The sequence below is a fragment of the Candidatus Phytoplasma solani genome, from assembly GCF_040126175.1.
GTDB lineage: Bacteria > Bacillota_I > Bacilli_A > Acholeplasmatales > Acholeplasmataceae > Phytoplasma > Phytoplasma solani_A.
Genome location: NZ_CP155828.1, coordinates 164,189 through 182,418, shown reverse-complemented (window position 1 = coordinate 182,418; position 18,230 = coordinate 164,189). Strand labels below are relative to the sequence as shown.

Below are 18,230 nucleotides of genomic sequence, written 5' to 3'. Positions count from 1 at the left end.
GGGCGTTAACATTTAAGGTAGATAAAAAAAATAAGAAAATAAGAAAATAAGAAAAAAGTTTATTTTTGATTTTCATTGTTGTCGATTATATTTTATGAAAACCCTTTCTAATGAAAAATAATATTTGAGAGTTTTTGAATTTAAAATTTAAGCAAAAAAATGTAAAAAAATATAATAAATATTCTATTACATATTTTTGAAGATTAAAAAATTATGTTTATGCGATTTAATGATTTAGAGGTAAATTAAGATAACAGATGAATAATAATAAATCGCTATTAAATTATAACATATTTTTTTCTTTCTTAAAAAAATTCATTGATGTTATATAATTATTTTTAAATATTTTTTTGTTTTGCAAGTAAAAACCTTAGTAAATTAATTTTTCTGAGTGTTAAACTTGTTTTTTTTTTTTTTGATGTATAATTGTAGTTAATAGTGAAGTTTAAATTATTTTTTGAATTTGCAAAATAGTTAATTTAAATATTTGCTATGATTATTGAAATAGAATAAAACAAGGAATTAAAAATTATGAAATTTAAAAGTTTTTATTATCGATATAAACAAATAATAGTATTTTTTTTACTTTTTTTAAGTATTTGTTGTATTTTTGCATTATCTTTTTTATTTACAAAAAAATTAAATAATAAAAAATCATCAAATGATATAAAAAAAGATTTCTCTGTTCCAAATATATTAGAAGAAAAAGAGATTTCATTTGAAGAATTAGATTCATTTCAAACAAAAATGACACAACAATATCCAGAAGAAGCGACTAAAATATATAAATATAAAGATATAAATGGATATTATTCGGGAACTGATAATCATGTTGCTCATGCATTAATATTTATAAATAAGGGATATAGTTCGTCTAATATTATTAAAGAACCTCTTTGTATTTTTATACCTAGATTAAACGAAGAAAACATCATAAAAGATGAAAAAAAATATTTTGACTCAACATTAGAAGAATTAAAACAATATTGTATTGAAAATAATAAAAATATATATATAAACAAAATAAAAAATTTACCACAAGTTAAAAACCAACCTCAACAAAATATAGAAGCAAATCAAACACAAAATAATACAGAAGATGAATTAAACTTTGATTTCCCTTATAAAGAAATTGAACTTGAAACACTTGATTCATTATTTACAAACGAATATTTTAAAAAATATTATAAAGAAAATAATATGATTGCTATTGCTTCGGGTATTGATCGTTTATCTCAAGAACCTCAAATTTATCCAGATCAAACAACAAAGACTGTAATATTTGCCAAAGAAGATTTTCCAAATTCAGTTATAAATAATAACACTGATGATAAAAGTGTTTTAATCTTTATTCCTTTGACTAAGAGAGAACAAATAGATAAAATTTTTAAAGAAGACGACTCTAGTAATCCAGTTAATCAAATATTCAATAAAAAATATGAAGAATTAACATTAAATGATATTCAAAATAGTAATAGAAAAGGTATTTTAATTTTTAAAATTAAATATGCTGATTATCTTGATAAAGTTAACAATCCAAAAAGCCAATCAAAATTGGATTAACAATAAAATATAGTCACAAAAAATTGAAATAATTTTAATATATAAATTTATTTTTAAAAAACTAAATTTTTAAAAAAGAAAATAAGAGAACCAAATGAAAAAAATTAATTTTAAAAAAAAATTTATCATAATATTTATTTTTATTTTTATTACTTTATCTATTTTTTTGTTATGGGGATTAAAAATAAAAGATAGAAAACAAAAAACAAAAAATAATAATTTTGATAAAATCTTTTTTTTATCTCATATCCCTCAATCATCTAAAGTTTTATGTTTAGAAAAAAATGATTTCCCTATTGATTTAAATATTTATCAAAGAATTAATACTTTTGATGAACAAATTCAAGAAATTTTTAATTACTTAAAACAAGATATTTTCGAAGAAACATTTCAAACAAATTCAAAAACAAATGAAATAATACTAAAAATAAAACCTAATTTAACATTTGAAAATGATGAATCTATTAACGCTCAAACTTTAAAAAATTCTTTAAAAATTTATATAGATAATAATTTAGCTAAAGATTTGATTGAGTTATTAAATCAAGATTTAGTTAAATATATTATTGAATATCGTAAATCAGAAAAAGATAAATTATTCAATGATTTTATTTCAATTGATAAAAACGACGATTTAAAAATAAAAATTAAATTGAAAGAAAATACACCATCAAAACAAATTATAGAATATTTAAAAAAAAAGATATTTTTAATTCCTTCTAAATATGAATCAAATAATTTAGATAATGATTTTTTCAAAAAAAAATATGGTTTTCCAAAATATCCACTTTTATCTTATGGTGAATATAAAATTAATAAATTTGATCCTTTTAATATGATCTTAGAACTTAAATTAATCACAGAAAATAAAAATAATTCCAAAATAAATCATATTATTTATTTAAACGCTTCTAAAGGTGAACAACGCGAATTATTTCGAAATGGTAAAATTTCTTGTTATATTCCTTTAGAAGACATCGACTCAGATATTTTTTATAATGACCATATCCAAAATCAAGAATTTTTAGAAAATGAAAATTATAACAAAAAATTTACATTAGATGAGAGACAATTATTTTTAATTTTTAATTTAACTACAAAAAAAAATAGACTAAAATCCAAAATTTTAGAACAATTAGTTTATTTTAAGGATTATTTTAATAAAAATGAAAAAAATAATGATAATAAAGAAAATATTATTAATAAATTAGAAAATAATTATAAAATTATTTCCGAAAAAGAACAAGAAAATGAAATTTGCAATCAATACAAAGATTTACTAAAACAACTGTGGGAAGTTAAAGATAAAACAACTTATCAAAAATATTTAAAAATATTAGACAATTGGGAAAATGCAGAAATATCACATCCTATTTTACAAGATAAAGATTTTCGTAAATCTTTATATTTTTTATTTGATCGTCAAGAAATAATAAAAAATATTTTTCCTTTTTTTACACCTTCTTGTTATCTTATTTCCGAATTATCTGAATTTAGTTATGATAAAAACGTTTCTTTGCAAAAAAATTTAAATAATTTTTTAGATTTAGAAGAAGAAAATCAACGAACAGAAAAAAATAATTTATTATCAAAAAGTTTTGATGAAGAAAAAGCTAAAAATTTATTTTTTAAAGCTTATGACAAATTACCATTAGATACAAAAACAAAACCCATTGAATTAAAAATTTCATGTTTTGATGATAAAAGATTTGAAATGCTTTTTGATTATTTACAAGAAAGATTTAAAACTTTTTTCGAGAATAAAATTATTCTAAAACGTTTCTTAACAATGAAAAATAGTAGTAATGATAAAGAAACTATATTAGAAAAAAATAATCAAGGTGAAAATTTATCTTCTACTATAAATAGTTTATTATATCCTGATAATGTAGATCTATTTATAGATAGCCAATTTACTTCAAATTTTAATTTTATTATGTTTTTTTTCTTGACTAATTTTTATTGTAATTATATATTTGATATTGATTTAAATGAAGAATTGTCACAAATACCTGAACAAGATAAAGAAAAATTGAAAAATAAAATTCATTATACTAATAAAGAATTTATAGGTATTGATCAAAATAACAGATTAAAAGGTAATGTTGATACATTAAACGCTTTTATTATAAATATATCGAAAAATAATTTTAATAATAAAGAACGAATAATTTTAAAATTATTAAATGAATTGGAAAAAATATTTTGAAATTATACCTTCTATTCCTTTATTAAGTTTACAAAAATGTATTTTATATAAAAAATGAATCAATAAAGAAAGGAATTTGAATTGAAACAAATGAATAAATTTTATAATAGAAAAATTATAATTGGGTTAAGAGTTTTGTTTATTATTTGCTTTTTTGTTTTATTTATATGGTGTTTGGATTTATTTTTAGATAATAATGTTTATCAATCGTCTTTGACATCGTTTTCGGATTTTCAAAAAGAACATGAAAATTATAAACATATTACTATTTCGATGCTGCACGATAATCCAAAATTTTTTTATTTGAAATTAATAAAAAAAGATAATTCTAAATATCAAATTTTATTACCGCAAGATGATTTTAGTATCGTAAAAATTTTTTTACAAAATAATATAGAAGGAAAAGAAGTTTTTTTAGAAAATCCAGAAAAAAATTTTTTTCTTAAATATCGCGATAATATTTTAATGTTTATTCAAATTTTTAATTTTATTGGTTATACTATTTTTATTTTTTACATAATTAATAATATGTTAAAAACATCAGGACGATTAAATACCAATCCTTTAGTATCTTCTAAACAAAAATCTCTTTTTACTTTCCAAGATGTTGCAGGAAATGAAGAAGAAAAAGAAGAGATGAAAGAATTAATTGATTTTTTAAAACAACCTCAAAAATATGCCTCCATTGGAGCTCAAGTTCCAAAAGGAGTTTTACTTGAAGGACCACCAGGAACTGGAAAAACTTTATTAGCTAAAGCTTTAGCTGGTGAAGCTCAAGTACCTTTTTATGCCGCCTCAGGTTCTGAATTTGTTGAAATGTATGTTGGAGTTGGTGCCAGCCGTATCAGAAAACTATTTCAAGAAGCCAAACAAAACGCTCCTTGTATTTTATTTATTGATGAAATAGATGTTTTAGGTGGTAAAAGAGGAGGAAATTTTTCTGGTGGTTCTCGAGAAAAAGATCAAACTTTAAACCAACTTTTAACTGAAATGGATGGCTTTACTCAATCTAAAGGTATTATTATTGTTGGCGCTACTAACCGCGCTGATATCCTAGATCCTGCTTTATTACGACCTGGTAGATTTGACCGTATTTTTAAAGTAGGGTTACCTGATGTCAAAGCACGTGAAGCTATTTTAAAAGTTCACGCTCGTAATAAAAAAATAGTTAATGATATTGATTTCCATCAATTAGCGAAACAAACACCAGGTATGAGTGGTGCACAATTAGGGGCTGTTTTAAACGAAGCTTCCATTTTAACTGTTCGTAACCAAAAAGACTTAATAACAATGACTGAATTAGAAGAAGCAATCGACCGTGTTTTAATGGGACCAACAAAGAAGTCTATTAAATATACAGAAGAAGAAAGAAAAATGGTAGCTTATCATGAAGCTGGACACGCGGTGATTGGTATCAAATTACCTCATGCACAAATTGTTCAAAAAATTACTATTATTCCTCGAGGTTCTGCAGGGGGTTATAATTTAATGATGCCAGAAAAAGAAACTTTCTTTTCTTCTAAAAAAAGAATGTTAGCAAATATTATTTCTTTTTTAGGGGGAAGAGTCGCTGAAGAATTAGTGTTTGATGATGTTTCTAGTGGTGCTTATGATGATTTTAAACAAGCAACTAAAATAGCTCGCTTAATGGTAACTAAATATGGCATGAGTGAATTAGGACCAGTACAAGATTCCGAATTTTCAGATAAAAAAGCGATTGATATAGAAATAAAAAAAATCATCGATGAATGTTTTAAGCAAGCTCAAATTATTATAAAAGAAAATAAATCTTTATTAGATAAAATAGTAGTTACGCTTTTAGAACAAGAAACAATTACTCGAGAAAAAATTGAAAAATTAATTTAATCTAACTTTAGTTGCAAAATAAAATAAAAAAGTTAAATTTTTAGAAGTCAAAGAGATTAATGTTTACAATTTCAAACGCGAAATAGTTAACTCCGATTAAATATAAAATCTTTTACCAAAACAACCCCAATTTACCAGCTTATTGTTTTAAAAAAACTCAACTTGTTTCTGGGGGTGATAGTGATTTTTTGGAACACCGCACCTATTACAATAAAACTGATTAGTTGTATACTTAAACTAAGTTCTTTTTTCAAAAAGTTTAAAAATATATCAATAAGTTATAAATAAAAACAACAATAAACTAAAAATTTGTTATAATAATAATGTCTTGTAAAAAAAATTATAGATACATGCTTATTCCTTGTCTTTATTATAATATAAAGACCTTATAGGCCATAAGGAGAAAAATATGAAAAAGTACGAAATTATGTATATTTTAAGACCTAATTTAGATAATCACGAAGTGAAAAAAATTAACGTTCATTTAGAAAGTATTTTTAGCAAAAAACCTAGTACTATTTTAGAAAAAAAAGAGATAGGTTTGAAAGAATTAGCTTATCCTATTGATAACCATAAAAAAGGTTATTATCATTGGTTCATTACAAAAACCGATAATGAAGCTGTTTTAGAATTTAATCGTATCGTTAAAATCACTGAAGAAATTATTAGATTTATTATTATTAAAGAATAAATAACAAATAACTTTGTAGTTAAAAAAAAGTAGATAATGGGTTTGTAATTTTTAAAATTATTATTAAGTTTAAAACAAAGGGCGGAATAATAATAAAAATAAATTCAAAACAATTACATAATAAAAAAATAAATTAATAAAATTATTATATAGTATAGTTTTATTTGATATTAATAAGAAAATATAGAATAGATATAAAAGGAGATTTTATCAGTATGATTAATAAAGTTATTTTAGTTGGAAGAATCACTAAAGATCCAGAATTAAAAACTCATAATAGTGATACTAGTTATGTTAAATTTACTTTAGCGGTAAATAGATTCTTTAGCAATCAAGAAGAAAATAAAAAAACTGATTTTATTAACTGTATCGTTTGGCGTAAACAAGCAGAAAATTTAAGCAGGTATATTTCTAAAGGAAATTTATTAGGTATTGAAGGAAGTATTCGAGTTGAAAAATGGGAAAAAGATGGCAAAACTAACTGGACTACTGAAGTTAGTTGCAGTAATATTCACTTTTTAGAATCAAAAAAAAGTACACACCCAGAACATAACGCGGAATACGAAACATCACAATCTAACAATTTCAAACAAGAAGAATCACAAGATGATGACTTACCTTTTTAAATTTGGAAAGAGATAAAAAAAATGAAAAACATCAAAAGAAATATTTTCAAAAAACGTCATAAAGTTTGTTATTTTACTGAACATAGTTTTACTAAAATCGATTTTAAAGACATAGAACTTTTACAAAGGTTTATTACTGAACGTGGAAAAATTCTTTCTCGAAGAATTACTAATACTTCAGCTAAATGGCAACGTCATTTAGCAGTTGCTATCAAAAGAGCTCGTCATATGGCTTTAATCCCTTTTATCCAACAATAAAAACAGGTATAATCCTGTTTTTTTTATTAATGTTGCTTCTTTTCATTGTTTGTACTTTAAAAAACTTTGTGGTTGATAAAAAGATATGAATGCCTTTTTTTAAAGACAAATTAATTTTTTAATTTTTTTATTATTTTTAAAACAAAAGGCAGGTGATAATTTTTATGTTTCTTAAAAACAAACATAATATCAAATTAATCATAACTATTGCGATTATTGTTTTATTTTTGCTAGGTTTGATCTATGATTATAAATCTATATCAGATTTTTTTCAAAAAATCGATGTTTTGACTAACAATCAAAACCCTGATATACGTCATAAAAATGATAATCTTGCAAGCAACTTCACTTTTTGGGTTTTTGCTTTTTTTGGTAAAATTACTTTAATATCCTTTATTATTAGTTTTTTGTTATATGTTAAAAAAAATAACCAAAATAAGCGTTTAAAAGCTAAATTAACTTTATGGTCTAAATTATCTTTTCATGTTAGTCAAATTGGTGAAGAGGTTTTAAATGAACTTCCGATTGGAATTATTTTAATTGATTCAAATAGCAAAGAAATACAATGGTTAAATCCTTATGCTAATTTGATTTTAAAAAATCCCGAAATTAATACTCCTTTAAGCAAAATCAATGAATCAATGTTGTTTCTGACTGAAAAAGAAGAAGAAAAAACAATTATTACTTTAAAAAAAGAAAAATTTGAATGCTTTTACAAAAAAGATTTAAATGTTTTTTATTTATTTAATGCTACCGAAAAAGAAAATATTAAACAATTGTTTCGAGACAAATCTTTAGCTTTAGCGATGATTACTTTTGATAATTTAGAAGAATCCTTGATTCGTTATGATCTTTCGGATCAATCTCAAATTCAAGGCGAATATTTAAGTGCTTTATCTGATTTTATTGAACCTTACGAAGGCTATCTAAAACAATTAATAGACGATCGTTTTTTACTGCTTTTGAATCGTCAAAATTTAGATAAAATGTTAGAAAATAAATTTAGTATCTTAGATACTGTCAGAAAAATATCTCATAAATATCAATTAAAAGTAACTCTTTCGATGGGGATTGCTTGTTGGAATTTACCTTACGACCAATTATCAATTTATAGTCAAAACGCGATTGAATTAGCACAAAAAAGAGGCGGTGATCAAGTAGTTGTTAACATTGAAAATAAAAAAATTAAATATTTTGGTGCTAAAATAGCTGCTTTAAGTAAACAATCCAAAGTTAGTATCCGTGTTAATGCTCAAAATTTAGTTGATATTGTTAAAAAATATCTTCATTTTTTCATTATGGGTCATAATTACACTGACTTAGATTCTTTAGGATCTATGATTGCTTTTTATAAAATAGCTTTTAGTTTAAAACCAGAAGTTAATCATTATATTATTGTTGACGAAGCAAAACTAGATAAAAGTATTCTTCCTGTTTATCAGCAATTACTTCAACAAGAAACATCGCCTTTTATTAATATTATTACCACTAAAAAAGCTTCTCAAATGATTAACTCTAATGATGCTATTGTATTAGTTGATACCCAAATTAAAGATACACTTAATAGTCCTGAATTATTATCTTTAACTAATAATATTGTTGTTATTGACCATCATCGAGCAACTGAAGAAATTATTCCTTCTATTTTTGCTTATGTCGATTCTTCTGCTTCTTCGACGGTTGAATTATTAGTTGAAATTATGGATTTTTTAGAAGAGGAAATAAAAATTACTTCTTTTGAAGCAAGCATTATGTATGCTGGTATTTTAATTGATACTAATTCCTTCATTTATCGAACTAGTTCGCGTACTTTTGAGGTTGTTTCCCGATTAAAAGATTGGGGAGCTGATGGGATAAAGGTTAAAAGTTGGTTACGCAAAAATTTTGATAACGTTTTAGAAACCAATGCATTGGTTTCTAAAATGGAAATTTTTATGGACCGTTTTGCTATTATTGGCAGTAATAAAATTTATGATAATCGTTCTTTTTTAGCTCAAGTAGCAGAAAATGTTTTAAATATTAGCAGTATTGATGCTGCTTTTATGATAGCCAAAATTGCTGAAAATAAAATAGCTATTAGTGCTCGTTCTTACAATCAAATTAATGTGCAAACTATTATGGAACAAATGGGAGGCGGAGGTCATTTTAACAGTGCTGCTACTCAAATTGAAGGCGACAACGTTCAAATAGTAATTCAAAATTTAAAGCATTTATTAAACTTGGAATACGAAAAAGGAGACGCAAATATGGAAATTATTTTATTAACTGATATTCCTAACAAAGGGAAAAAACATGATATTATTAAAGTTAATAATGGATATGGTAATTTTTTAATTCAAACTCAAAAAGCGCTCTTAGCTGATAAAAACAATTTAGCAAAAATTCAACAAAACCAAATTTTAGAAAAACAAAAAAAACAAAATTATGAACTTTTAATGCAAAAACTAAAAACAGAGATTGATGATAAAACCATTTCTTTAGATATTCAAGTAGGTCCTAAAGGTAAGGTTTATGGTAAAATAACTTTAAAACAAATTGCTGATGAATTTCAAAAGGTACATCACATTATAATTGATCGCAGAAAAATTTCTTTAGAAAATGAGATTACTTCTGTTGGGATTTATCATGTTTATGTTAACTTAACAGAACAAATCAAAGCTACTTTTTTTCTAAACGTTATCGAAAGAAAAAATAAATGAGCCAATATCATAAAAATAAACCTTTTAGTCCTGAAGCAGAACGTGCTTTAATTGGGGTTTTATTGTTAAATCCAGAAAAAATTTCTTTTGCTATTGATATGATTAACGAAAATGCCTTTTATGACACCAAACATCAATATATTTTTAAAGCGATGAAAAAATTACATCAAGAAGAACATAAAATTGATTATGTTTCTGTTAGTTCCATCTTAGAAAATGAACAATTATTAAGTCAAATTGGCAATATTGACTATTTAATTGAATTAGTTGAAATGACTCCCTCGAGTCAATATTTAGAAACATACATTGATTTAATCAAAGAAAATGCCCTCAAAAGAGAAATTATTGAAGCTGCTTCTTTTTTGGCACAAAAAGGATATGAGGATATCGATGTTCAAAGTTATTTAGATGAAGCTGAAGAAAAAATATTTAATTTAACTCAAAGAAAAAAAACTAGTGATTTATTAGAATTAAAAAATTTGTTAAAAGAGATTAAAAATAAAAATATTCAAGTACAACGTAAAAAAGATTTAGTAGGACTTTCAACTGGTTTTGAAAACCTTAACAACATTACTTTAGGTTTTAAACCAGAAGAATTTATTATTATAGCAGCAAGACCTTCTATGGGTAAAAGTACTTTTATGCTTAATTTAGCTTTAAATGTTGCTAACCCTAGTTATAATAATCATAATCCACATATTGCCATTTTTAGTTTAGAAATGTCAAATGAACAATTAGCGATGCGGATGTTAAGTTCTGTTGCCAAAGTAGAACACAAAAAAATTCAATTAAGTCGCGTTGACAAAGAAGATAAATTAATTTTAGAGATGGCTATTGATAAAATGAATTCATTAAATGTTTACTTTGATGATTCAGCTACGGTTAATATTTTAGATATCAAAGCCAAATGTCGCAAATTAAAAACTCAACAAAAACTAGATGTTGTTATGATAGACTATTTACAATTAATTCATAAAACCAAAAAACATAACCGTCAAGAAGAAGTGGCAGAAATTTCTCAAAGTTTAAAACAAATGGCGCGTGAATTAAAAATACCTGTGATTGCTTTATCCCAATTATCAAGAGATGTTGAAAAAAGAGAAGACAAAAGACCTATTTTAGCAGATTTAAGAGATTCAGGTTCAATCGAACAAGATGCTGATATTGTGATGTTTTTATATCGAGAAGATTATTATCAAAAAGATAAAAAAATAAACACCGGTAAAACTCAAGTAATTATCGCTAAAAATCGTCAAGGTGCGATTGGAATTCGTGAGTTTAACATTAATTTTGATTTTATGTTTTTTTCCGAAATCGAACCCTATATCATCGAAAATTAATTTTGATAAAACTTTGAGCAAATAATTTCTTAGAATAAAGTTGACTTATTTAAAAAAACAGTATTTAAGAAATTATTGATAAAATAATAATAAATTTGATGAAAAAAAGAGGTAATAGTTAAATATGCTTGCAAGATTAAAAAAAATTCACCAAAAATATCAAACTTGGCAACAACTTTTACTCCAAAATCAAAGTATATCTGATAAAATTGAAATTTTAAAAAATTTAAGTAAAGTAGAGCCAATAGTAAAACTTTTTCAAAAATATTTAGTTTTAGAAGAACAATTAATTCAAATAGAAGCAGTTCTTAATCAAGTTCAAATACAAGACAAAGAAATTTTTGAGTTGTCTCAAAAAGAAAAAGAATCTCTTTTTAACCAAAAAAAAAATCTTTGGAAACAATTACGTATTTTATTATTACCTCAAGATCCCGAAGATAAAAAAAATGTTATTTTAGAAATCAAAGGGGCTGTCGGAGGGAATGAAGCTAATCTTTTTGCAGCCGATTTACTAAGAACTTATATTAAATATGCTGAAAGTAAAAAATGGAAAGTAGAAATTCTAAATTTAAATCCTAGCATTAAAGGTGGTTTATCTTCTGTGGAATTATTAATTTCAGGAAAAAATATCTATTCTTTTTTAAAATATGAATCAGGAGTTCATCGAGTCCAACGAGTACCTGCAACCGAAGTTCAAGGGCGCATTCACACTTCAACTGCAATTGTTTTAGTTCTGCCTGAAGCTAAAGAAATAGAAATCAAAATTGATTGGAATGATATTCGGATAGATACTTTTAATGCAAGTGGACCTGGAGGACAATCTGTTAACACTACCAAATCAGCTGTTAGACTTTCACATATACCTTCAGGAATTAATGTTGCTTGTCAAGAAGGTAAAAGTCAACATGAAAACAAAGAAAAAGCTTTTACTTTACTTAAAGCAAGAATTTATAATCAAATGTTGGCTGTTAAACAAGAAGCAGAAAATAAACATCGTAAAAGTTTGATTGGAACAGGGGATCGTAGTGAAAAAATTAGAACTTATAATTATCCCCAAAATCGAGTTACAGATCATCGCATTGGACTTACTTTGCAAAAGTTAGACTTTGTTATGGAAGGTAAATTAGATTTTATTATTGAACCTTTAATTGATGCGGCACAAAAAGAAAAATTAACTCAAAATGAATAACAAAAATAAAAAAAATTTGTCATTTAACAACATTATTATTTTTCCAACAGATACAGTTTATGGCATGGGAGTTAAATTGTATGATCGAAAAGGACTACAAACAATTTATCAACTTAAAAAAAGATCTTTAGAAAAAGAGATTATTGTTTTATGCGCTTCTTTGCAAGAAGCTCAAATTTTAGTCCAATTAAACGAAATCAGTTATCAATTAGCTGCATCATTTTGGCCAGGCCCTTTAACTTTAATTTTAAAAACTCAAACTGCTTATTTTGAAGCAACAGGAAAAAAAACAATAGGTATAAGAGTCCCCAAACATCCTTTAGCTTTATCTCTTTTGAAAAAACATGGACCTTTAAAAACTACTTCTGTTAATGAAAGTGGGGGTCCCCCTTTAAATGATTACAATATCATTTATAAAATGTATTGTCAAAAAGTACTCTTTATTTATCCCAACAACTTTCCTATTTCGAAAGTATCTTCTACTATTGTTGATGCAACCACTAATAAATTGATTATTTTAAGACAAGGAAACATTAAAAAAGAAACCATTCAAAAAGTTATAAAAGAATAATTATAATACTATTTCAGTATTAAAAATATTATTTTTTCCTAAGAAAAATAATTCTAAACCGATATTTAGATTGATAGCTCCTATTTTGGCTTGATATTCTAATTCTATTAAAGTTAAAAAATGTTTTTTTAAAGATTGAGGAGTTGATTTTATAGTTTGGACTTCTTTGTTTAAAAAAAATGTTTTTGAAGAAGAACATTTTAAAATTTGGGATATTTTTTCTTGATTGTAGTTTTCCTTTATCATATCTTTAACTAATAATAAATCTTTGATTTTGTTAATTAATTGATATAGTATTTGAAAATTATTGTTTTTTTGTGCTTTTAATTTTTGATATAATTTATAAGCAGCAATTTTATTGTTATTTAAAAAAAAATCAATTAGTGTAAAAATATTGTCTTTTTTCTTAAAAATACTTAATTTTTCAACTAATTGATAAGTTATATTTTTATTTTCAAATTGACATAATTTTAATTTTTTAATTTCTTGACTTAAAAAAAAAAGATTATAATTGGTGTCTTTTAATAAATTCCAAATAGCTTTTTTTTCGATTTGAAAACCTTCTTTTTCAAAAGATGTTAAAATATAAGTAAAAAAATCTTTTTTTTCTAAAAATGCAATTGTTTCACAAAAACAATATTGCTTAAATATTTGATAAGTTTCAGTATTATAAGGTTGTTTTTCTGCAAAAAAATATAAAAAAATTTCTTGAGAAGGGTTTTTCAAGTAATAATTTAAAAAAGTTAATTCTTCTTTTTTTCTTTGTAATAAAATTTCACTTTGATCAACAATAATGATTTTGCGAAACAAAGAAACTATTTTTAATTCTTTTTCTAAATCAATGTAAAGATCTTTTTTCATTTGATAATAAACAACGTCAAAAGATTTATTTTGAAAATAATTAATTAATTTTTTTATTTTTTTTTCGAGAAAAAACCTTTGTTTTCCTGAAATCAAGTATATTTGATGTTCGAACATAAAAAACCTACTTTTCTATTTTTTTACAAATTTAATTAATGTATCGACTATTAATTATTTTATCAAAAAATAATTTTATCCAATAAAATAATAAACAAAATATAATATTATAAAAAGTTTGCATTTGTTATAATGAAATTTGTAAATTTAGTTTTTAAAAAAATTTTTAGACAGGAATTATGATTTTTATTCATATAATATAAAAAGGAAGTAATAATATGATTAAAAAAGCCACTTTTATTCGCAGCATTACTGATATTCAAGATTGTCCTTTGGAAAAATATCCTGAAATTATTTTAATGGGTAGAAGTAACGTCGGAAAAAGCACTTTTATTAACGCTTTAACTCAAAGAAAAAAACTGGCTAAAACCTCTAAAATTCCAGGAAAAACAATAACTTTGAACTATTATAACATTAATAATGAATTTTATTTAATCGATACTCCAGGCTATGGTTATGCCAAAAGGAGTAAAATTATTCAAAAACAATTATTGCCAATGATTATATCTTTTTTGGAAAAAAGCAATCAATTAAAAGCAATATGTCATTTAATTGATTTTAAAGTAGGCCCTACCAAAGAAGATGATAGGATTCATCAAGCTCTTCTTAAAGCTAAATTTGAATTGATTTTGATATTGGTCAAAAAAGACCAAGTTAAAAAAACATTTCAATCAAACCAATTAAAAAAACTAATGCATCATTTTTCTTGTATTAAACATTTTTTTTTAGTTTCTTCAACCAAGCAAGAAGGGTTAGAATCTTTAAAAGAATTTCTTGTTTCTTTAATCAAAAATGTTTAACCTATTCCAAATTTTTAAGTTTTATTGTTAACATTTCTTTTTTTATAATCATTTTAGTTATTTTTTTAACAAATATATATTCATAATATTATAACATTTTAATAACAAAAAAAGAAACTATTTTTACAAAATTAAAAAAAATTTAACTGATTTTAATAATTGAAAAAATAAAAAAGGATACTTTTTATATGCAAAAGAAATATGATTTTAAAGAAGTTGAATTGCAAAGATATCAAAAATGGTTAGCTAACAAATATTTTGAATCTAACAATACTGGCAATAAAAAAAGTTTTACTATTGTTATTCCACCTCCAAACGTTACAGGAAAACTTCACTTAGGACATGCTTGGAATAATGTTATTCAAGATATTATTATACGTTTCAAAAAACTTCAAGGTTTTGATGTTCTTTTCCTTCCTGGAATGGATCATGCAGGAATTGCCACACAAAACAAAGTCAAAGAGCATTTAAAAAAAGCAGGTCTTTTAACTAAAAATTTAGATAAAACTACTTTTTTAAAATACGCTTGGAGATGGAAAGAAAAATATGCCACAAACATTAGAAAGCAATGGCAAACTTTAGGACTACATCTAGATTATAATTTTGAAAAATTTACCCTTGATCCTGATTTAAACAAGACAGTTCAAGATGTTTTTATTAAATTATATCATCAAGGTCTTATTTATCGTGATTATAAAATTATTAATTGGGATCCCGAAACTAAGACAGCTTTGTCAAATGTAGAAGTTAATTATCAAGAAATAGAAGGTAAATTATATTATCTTAAATATTTTTTAGTTTCAACTCATGATTTATCTTTGCAAGGGCAAAAAAATCCTTTTTTAGAAATTGCTACTACCAGACCAGAAACGATGTTTGCTGATCAAGCTTTAATGGTTCATCCAGATGATTTACGTTATCAAGTTTATATTGGTCAAAAAGTTTTTATCCCTGAAACTAACATCCAAATTCCTGTTATCGGTGATACTTATGTTGATCCTCAATTTGGCACAGGAGTTGTCAAAGTTACTCCGGGGCACGATGTAAATGATTTTGGGGTAGCTCAAAGACATCAATTAAAAACTTTTCTTTGTATGAATGAAGATGGAACTATGAACGATTTAGCTGGAGATTATCAAGGATTAAATCGTTTTATTTGTCGCACCAATTTAGTTAAAGATTTAGAAAAAAAACAAATAATTACTAAAATTAAAAATCATTTCCATCAAATTGGTTATTCCAGTGTATCAGGGGCCATTATTGAACCAAGACTTTCTTTGCAATGGTTTTTAAAAACTAAAGCTATCGCCAAAGAAGCTTTAAAAAGCAATAAAATTAATTTTTATCCTTCGCGTTTTTTAAATATTTTTAATAATTGGTTAAACAATATTGAAGATTGGTGTATTTCACGTCAGTTATGGTGGGGTCACCCTATTCCTGCTTGGCACAAAGACAAAGAAATCAAAGTTCAAATAGAAAGTCCTGGAAAATGCTGGAATATGGATTGTGATGTTTTAGATACATGGTTTTCTTCGGCTTTATGGCCTTTTAGTACTTTAGATTGGCCGAATGAAAACAGTTTTTTTCATAAACGTTTTCCAGTTGATGTTTTAGTAACAGGATATGATATTTTAACCTTTTGGGTTTCTAAAATGGTTTTTCAAAGTATTTTGTTAACCAAAAAAGATCCTTTTAAAGATGTTTTGTTGCATGGCTTAGTCAGGGACAGTCAAGGACAAAAAATGTCTAAATCGAAAGGTAATGGTGTTGATCCTTTAGATATAACTCATAAATATGGCACCGATTCTTTACGTTTTTTTTTAACCACAAGTGTTTCTCCTGGATTTGATTTATTGTATGACGAAACCAAAATAAAAGCTTCTTGGAATTTCATTAATAAATTATGGAATATTACTCGTTTTATTAAACTAAACACCGATACATTAGAGGATTGTTTTGATATTAAGAAGTTGACTTTGCCTCAAATTGCCCTTTTAACTCAATTATCTTTAACTACTAAAAAAATTACCCAATTATATCAAAAATACGAATTAAAAGAAATCGGCCAAATCTTATATCATTTTGTCTGGGAAGATTTTGCTAATTGGCATTTAGAATTTGTGAAACATGATTTAAATAATTGTAAAAATAATCAAAATACACAATTTTTTTTAGTTTATATTATGAAATATATTTTACAATTACTCCATCCTTTTATCCCTTTTGTCACTGACGCTCTTTATTGTTATTTTGATGATAAAAAAAATATAACTCAAACTTTATTATCAGAAGTGACATATCAAAATATTCAAGATGAACAAGATTTTAAAGATTTAAAGCAATTAATTACACAAATGCGTCATTTTAGAAATAAATACAAACTAGACAATCAAACTTTATTAGATATCGAATTAGAAGTAGTTTCTGACCAAAAGCAAAATTGGCTTAATTTAGCAAATACGTTAAAAAAATTTTTTAAAGCTAATCATTTTAAAATAACTAACAAAGTAATAGAACCTCACAAAACTCTTTTATTTTTAGGAAAAAAGATAAATCTTTATATTGATCAAAAAGTTTTCGAACGTTTAAACGAAAATAAATTAGAAATTAATTTTTTAAAACAAAAAAAAATGATTTTATCAGAAATTAAAAGAAGTGAAAATATCTTAAATAATCCATCATTTTTAACTAAAGCTTCGTCACAAAAAATTGCCATTGAAAAAAAGAAATATCAAACTTATTGTAAACAATACCAAAAATTATTAGAAAAAAACAACTCTTAATGTATTTCAAACATATTCTTTTTTTTTGGTATATTGTGTCCTTTTAGAAATATAGGAAAAGCTAAAAACCAATGACAAACCTTACTTCTGTTAAACAAACTGTGACTATTGCTGTTAGTGCTGCCATTTATGTGATTTTAAGTTGTTTTGCTTCCATCCCTATTGGACATAATGTCGTTTTAGAAACTTCTTCGCCTTTTTTAGTTTTTGTAGCAGTTTTATTTGGACCTATAGTTGGTTTTTATGTAGGTCTTTTAGGTCACACTATTAAAGATTTTCTTATTTTTGGTAATGTTTGCTTTAATTGGGTTATTTGTTCTGGTATTCTTGGTTTTCTTTATGGTTTACCTCAAAAAACAATTGATTTAAAACACCAACCTTTTAATCTTAAAAAAATTATTTCTTTTTGGTTATACCAAGTATTTGCTAATTGTTTAGTTTTTGGTTTAATTGCCCCTATATCTGATTTATGGATTTATGCACAACCCTGTGCATTAGTCTTTTTTCAAGGTTTTTTAGTGGTTATCTCTAACATTGTTTCTTATAGTTTGTTTGGAATTTCATTAATGTTGAAATATTCTAATAATTATGTTAAAAAGGAAGTTTTAAGTTAAAACCAGTGATTTGTCAAATAGATTTTAAAAATAAATAAATTAT

14 protein-coding genes are annotated in these 18,230 nt (G+C 24.4%); 13 read left to right on the top strand and 1 reads right to left on the bottom strand.

The window, feature by feature from the left end:
• The first annotated feature begins 531 nt into the window (after positions 1 to 531).
• The 10 genes from PSOL_RS00955 to PSOL_RS00910 all read left to right on the top strand — a co-directional run bounded on the left by PSOL_RS00955 (position 532) and on the right by PSOL_RS00910 (position 13,012).
• Complete coding sequence (locus PSOL_RS00955) at positions 532 to 1,563, top strand: hypothetical protein (protein ID WP_349402082.1); 1,032 nt, start codon at positions 532 to 534, stop codon at positions 1,561 to 1,563.
• A 94-nt stretch (positions 1,564 to 1,657) separates the two neighbouring features.
• Positions 1,658 to 3,772: an ABC transporter substrate-binding protein gene (locus PSOL_RS00950; RefSeq protein WP_349402081.1), complete on the top strand. Its 2,115-nt coding sequence runs from the start codon at positions 1,658 to 1,660 to the stop codon at positions 3,770 to 3,772.
• A 90-nt stretch (positions 3,773 to 3,862) separates the two neighbouring features.
• Entirely contained in the window at positions 3,863 to 5,638 is a 1,776-nt protein-coding gene (ftsH, locus tag PSOL_RS00945) for an ATP-dependent zinc metalloprotease FtsH (protein WP_349402080.1), read from the top strand.
• A 409-nt stretch (positions 5,639 to 6,047) separates the two neighbouring features.
• Positions 6,048 to 6,329 (top strand): 30S ribosomal protein S6, encoded by a 282-nt coding sequence (gene rpsF, locus PSOL_RS00940; protein ID WP_349402079.1) that lies wholly within the window; start codon positions 6,048 to 6,050, stop codon positions 6,327 to 6,329.
• A gap of 215 nt (positions 6,330 to 6,544) precedes the next feature.
• Positions 6,545 to 6,955: a single-stranded DNA-binding protein gene (locus PSOL_RS00935; RefSeq protein ID WP_349402078.1), complete on the top strand. Its 411-nt coding sequence runs from the start codon at positions 6,545 to 6,547 to the stop codon at positions 6,953 to 6,955.
• Between the two features lie 21 nt (positions 6,956 to 6,976).
• Positions 6,977 to 7,213: a 30S ribosomal protein S18 gene (gene rpsR / locus PSOL_RS00930; RefSeq protein ID WP_349402077.1), complete on the top strand. Its 237-nt coding sequence runs from the start codon at positions 6,977 to 6,979 to the stop codon at positions 7,211 to 7,213.
• 164 nt (positions 7,214 to 7,377) lie between these two features.
• A complete protein-coding gene (gene rplI / locus PSOL_RS00925; protein WP_349402076.1) occupies positions 7,378 to 9,912 on the top strand; it encodes a 50S ribosomal protein L9 in 2,535 nt (844 codons plus the stop codon).
• The gene (gene dnaB, locus PSOL_RS00920; RefSeq protein WP_349402075.1) at positions 9,909 to 11,252 is read left to right on the top strand and encodes a replicative DNA helicase; all 1,344 of its coding nucleotides are present in this window, start codon (positions 9,909 to 9,911) and stop codon (positions 11,250 to 11,252) included. The genes rplI and dnaB overlap by 4 nt, the downstream gene beginning before the upstream one ends.
• Before the next feature lie 124 nt (positions 11,253 to 11,376).
• Positions 11,377 to 12,441: a peptide chain release factor 1 gene (prfA, locus tag PSOL_RS00915; protein WP_349402074.1), complete on the top strand. Its 1,065-nt coding sequence runs from the start codon at positions 11,377 to 11,379 to the stop codon at positions 12,439 to 12,441.
• On the top strand, positions 12,434 to 13,012 hold the full coding sequence (locus PSOL_RS00910) for an L-threonylcarbamoyladenylate synthase (protein ID WP_349402073.1): 579 nt from the start codon (positions 12,434 to 12,436) through the stop codon (positions 13,010 to 13,012). The genes prfA and PSOL_RS00910 overlap by 8 nt, the downstream gene beginning before the upstream one ends.
• Here PSOL_RS00910 and holA read toward each other — a convergent pair whose 3' ends face one another.
• Complete coding sequence (gene holA, locus PSOL_RS00905; RefSeq protein ID WP_349402072.1) at positions 13,013 to 13,990, bottom strand: DNA polymerase III subunit delta; 978 nt, start codon at positions 13,988 to 13,990, stop codon at positions 13,013 to 13,015.
• A 218-nt stretch (positions 13,991 to 14,208) separates the two neighbouring features.
• Here holA and yihA point away from each other — a divergent pair, with 218 nt between their 5' ends.
• From yihA to PSOL_RS00890, 3 genes are all read left to right on the top strand, one after another.
• Positions 14,209 to 14,790: a ribosome biogenesis GTP-binding protein YihA/YsxC gene (gene yihA / locus PSOL_RS00900; RefSeq protein WP_349402071.1), complete on the top strand. Its 582-nt coding sequence runs from the start codon at positions 14,209 to 14,211 to the stop codon at positions 14,788 to 14,790.
• 188 nt (positions 14,791 to 14,978) lie between these two features.
• Positions 14,979 to 17,573: a valine--tRNA ligase gene (locus tag PSOL_RS00895; RefSeq protein WP_349402070.1), complete on the top strand. Its 2,595-nt coding sequence runs from the start codon at positions 14,979 to 14,981 to the stop codon at positions 17,571 to 17,573.
• A 71-nt stretch (positions 17,574 to 17,644) separates the two neighbouring features.
• Positions 17,645 to 18,187 carry an ECF-type riboflavin transporter substrate-binding protein gene (locus tag PSOL_RS00890; RefSeq protein ID WP_349402069.1) on the top strand — a complete coding sequence of 181 codons (543 nt, stop codon included), beginning with the start codon at positions 17,645 to 17,647 and terminating at the stop codon, positions 18,185 to 18,187.
• Positions 18,188 to 18,230 lie beyond the last annotated feature (43 nt).

What these genes read in the sequence shown, in the direction of transcription:
- PSOL_RS00955 (WP_349402082.1), top strand. Translation starts at nt 532, where the DNA reads ATGAAATTTAAAAGTTTTTATTATCGATATAAACAAATAATAGTATTT.
- PSOL_RS00950 (WP_349402081.1), top strand. Translation starts at nt 1,658, where the DNA reads ATGAAAAAAATTAATTTTAAAAAAAAATTTATCATAATATTTATTTTT.
- ftsH (WP_349402080.1), top strand. Translation starts at nt 3,863, where the DNA reads ATGAATAAATTTTATAATAGAAAAATTATAATTGGGTTAAGAGTTTTG.
- rpsF (WP_349402079.1), top strand. Translation starts at nt 6,048, where the DNA reads ATGAAAAAGTACGAAATTATGTATATTTTAAGACCTAATTTAGATAAT.
- PSOL_RS00935 (WP_349402078.1), top strand. Translation starts at nt 6,545, where the DNA reads ATGATTAATAAAGTTATTTTAGTTGGAAGAATCACTAAAGATCCAGAA.
- rpsR (WP_349402077.1), top strand. Translation starts at nt 6,977, where the DNA reads ATGAAAAACATCAAAAGAAATATTTTCAAAAAACGTCATAAAGTTTGT.
- rplI (WP_349402076.1), top strand. Translation starts at nt 7,378, where the DNA reads ATGTTTCTTAAAAACAAACATAATATCAAATTAATCATAACTATTGCG.
- dnaB (WP_349402075.1), top strand. Translation starts at nt 9,909, where the DNA reads ATGAGCCAATATCATAAAAATAAACCTTTTAGTCCTGAAGCAGAACGT.
- prfA (WP_349402074.1), top strand. Translation starts at nt 11,377, where the DNA reads ATGCTTGCAAGATTAAAAAAAATTCACCAAAAATATCAAACTTGGCAA.
- PSOL_RS00910 (WP_349402073.1), top strand. Translation starts at nt 12,434, where the DNA reads ATGAATAACAAAAATAAAAAAAATTTGTCATTTAACAACATTATTATT.
- holA (WP_349402072.1), bottom strand. Translation starts at nt 13,990, where the DNA reads ATGTTCGAACATCAAATATACTTGATTTCAGGAAAACAAAGGTTTTTT.
- yihA (WP_349402071.1), top strand. Translation starts at nt 14,209, where the DNA reads ATGATTAAAAAAGCCACTTTTATTCGCAGCATTACTGATATTCAAGAT.
- PSOL_RS00895 (WP_349402070.1), top strand. Translation starts at nt 14,979, where the DNA reads ATGCAAAAGAAATATGATTTTAAAGAAGTTGAATTGCAAAGATATCAA.
- PSOL_RS00890 (WP_349402069.1), top strand. Translation starts at nt 17,645, where the DNA reads ATGACAAACCTTACTTCTGTTAAACAAACTGTGACTATTGCTGTTAGT.